This window comes from Neisseria sp. P0021.S005, from assembly GCF_051956955.1.
On record NZ_JBQCWY010000470.1, the window covers coordinates 1 to 2,360 of the forward strand.

The following is a 2,360-nucleotide window of genomic DNA, read 5'->3' on the forward strand; positions in this document are numbered from 1 at the left end:
CCAGCGCTTCCAGTTCTGCCAAGTCTTGATGCAGACGCTCCAGATATTGCGCCGTTTTGTTCAGATTAGTCTCGAAATTGCCGATACTTTTCTCTTTTTTGTCGATAAAGTATTTTTTCGCTTCATCGGTCTCAAATTCGGGCAGGCCGATTTTGACCATGCGCGGCTGTACCAATTTATTATTGTATTCGCCCACTTTATCCAACCAAGCCTGCATTTCTGGACGAACTTCCTCTTTCAGACGGCCTTGATCGATATAGCGGACAATATCCAAACTTTCGCCCATAAACGAACCGTCTTCTTTTTGCAAAATCGGCACTTGTTTTGAGCCAATCATGCCAATCGGCATGGCTTCGTCATCATTTGCCAAGACAACCTCTTCCACCGCCACATCACGCAAGCCGAAAATCATCCGCGCACGAACACAAAACGGGCAATGGTCGTAAATATACAGTTTCATTAAAAATCCTCCGAAAATGGGTTTGATTGGGCAAAGGCCGTCTGAATGCCTCACGCAAAAGGATTATCCTGCCAAATATCTTTGGAAACCATATCTGATAACGTGTTTATACGGCCGGGATATATGCAGTATTGTCTCCGGGCAGTATAACCGATGTTGAAATTTCCGTCGGATACACGACATCAGCGGCTGTCTCTGCTGAAATTTCACCTGCCAACTCATTGTAAATTCCTTTGTCGTTTTGGAAATCAATATCGGCAACCTTACGCCTTTCCCCGTTTTCCAAAACCACTTCTGATTCAAATAATATTTTATTATCGGCTTCATCTTTCAGATTGATTTTTGCAAAATCCAAAGAGATCGACTGGATATCCCAGTCGGACAATAGAGAAAGCTCTCCTTCCTCCGTTTTCCCGTTACTGTTTTCGTCATGCCAGATTCTTAGCTCGCCCCACAATTCATCATATTGATTAATGATATTATTATTGTCGCTGTCCAAATCTTTCAAAGCTTCTACGCCGTTTTCTGCGCGCTTGCCGTCAGACATAACTGTTGCCTCACCAAACATCTCCGTTCCGTCGTTTACCATGCCGTCTCCATTTTTATCCCAAACCAAAAAACCGCTGCCTTTTTTGAGCCAAGCCGTCTGTTCGGCCATCCCGTCGCCATCCATATCAAAACTCACTCCATCCTCCACCGAAGTCGTGAGCAACTCTTCTCCATACAGCTCGATAGCAAGAGGAGTATGGTAATTTTTGGCAATTTGGTCAAAATTCTGCTGAAGATTATCCACTCCGCCCTGCAAATCAAGTGAAATATTGGCTTTGTTCAGTAAATCCTGCAAAGCTTTCAAAGCTTCGTTTTCATTATGAATTTCTTTGCCTTTTCCTGATGCCTGTTCGGATTTTTGCTGTTCGACCAAAGTAGCCAAGCGGTTCACTGCATTGGAATGAAGCCTACTGGCTGAAGTAATCAGTGCCGCATACGCACTTTTTGAGTAATTTACTAAATTATCGTTGAAGCTGACACTCTTGCCCGCGCCACCGATACCGAATTCAATCGCCCCCTGCTTTCCGCCTGAAGAATAATATAACGCTGTTCTTGCAGCCGTCGTTACCGTACCGTCTGCCAAACGGCTGTTGGCAGGTACAAATACCACCATCAGCGTAGGATTTCCACGCGCCATCATCGGCATCAGACTAAGCGGCATATTTGGATCGGTTTTCTGAAAGCGAACCCGCTCGTCACCTACGCCAAACAGTCTGTTGGGATGGTCAGGCGCTGCTTCATCCATTCCTGATTGCAGAATTTTTTGCTTTTCGGCCGGAGTTTTACCGTTTAGCAGGTTTGGATTGGTTTCCTTAAGGAATACAGATTTCGCCCATGTCCAATAAGTATGGTCGGGCTGTCCGCTGGGGTTTTGGGTTTTCATTTTGTGGGCAAAATAATCAACAGCCTGTTGTTGGTTCATCGCCTTGATTGCTGCCGTATCCGATCCGTATTTGGTTTCTTTGGGATTGTTCCGCAAATCAAACTGAAAACGGTTGTATTCGGCTTTTCCTTCTTCATACAAAAAACGGCGGGCATACTCATTTGCAGTAAGGTTTTTTGTTGGATTTCTCTCATCAGCAAGATCTAGTCTATAAAGAGTATCAGAAATACCATGCTCGATTTCATGGGCATAATCAGAAGCCGTAAGATAATCTTTTCCAAATACCATCTCACGGTATTCAATGTCTCCTCTTAATTTTCTCGTTGTATAAGTGGCTGGAACATGATGATCGACACGAATACTTGATAGCCCCCATTTATTGATAAAAATATGAGTCTTTTGCATAATAACATTATCCCGCATGATGCTATCAATCTCCTTTTTAGGCATGCCCATGCGAATAAAATG

Annotated in this window: 2 protein-coding genes; both read right to left on the minus strand. The window is 43.9% G+C overall.

Annotation, left to right across the window (positions count from 1 at the left end; translation table 11 throughout):
• The coding region (locus tag ACTHUE_RS15705) for a GrxB family glutaredoxin (RefSeq protein WP_440423950.1) at window positions 1-460 on the minus strand (460 nt) is incomplete at its 3' end.
• Window positions 461-566: 106 nt separating this feature from the next.
• Window positions 567-2,360 (minus strand): hypothetical protein (locus tag ACTHUE_RS15710; protein ID WP_440423951.1); only part of this gene is annotated, 1,794 nt, incomplete at its 5' end.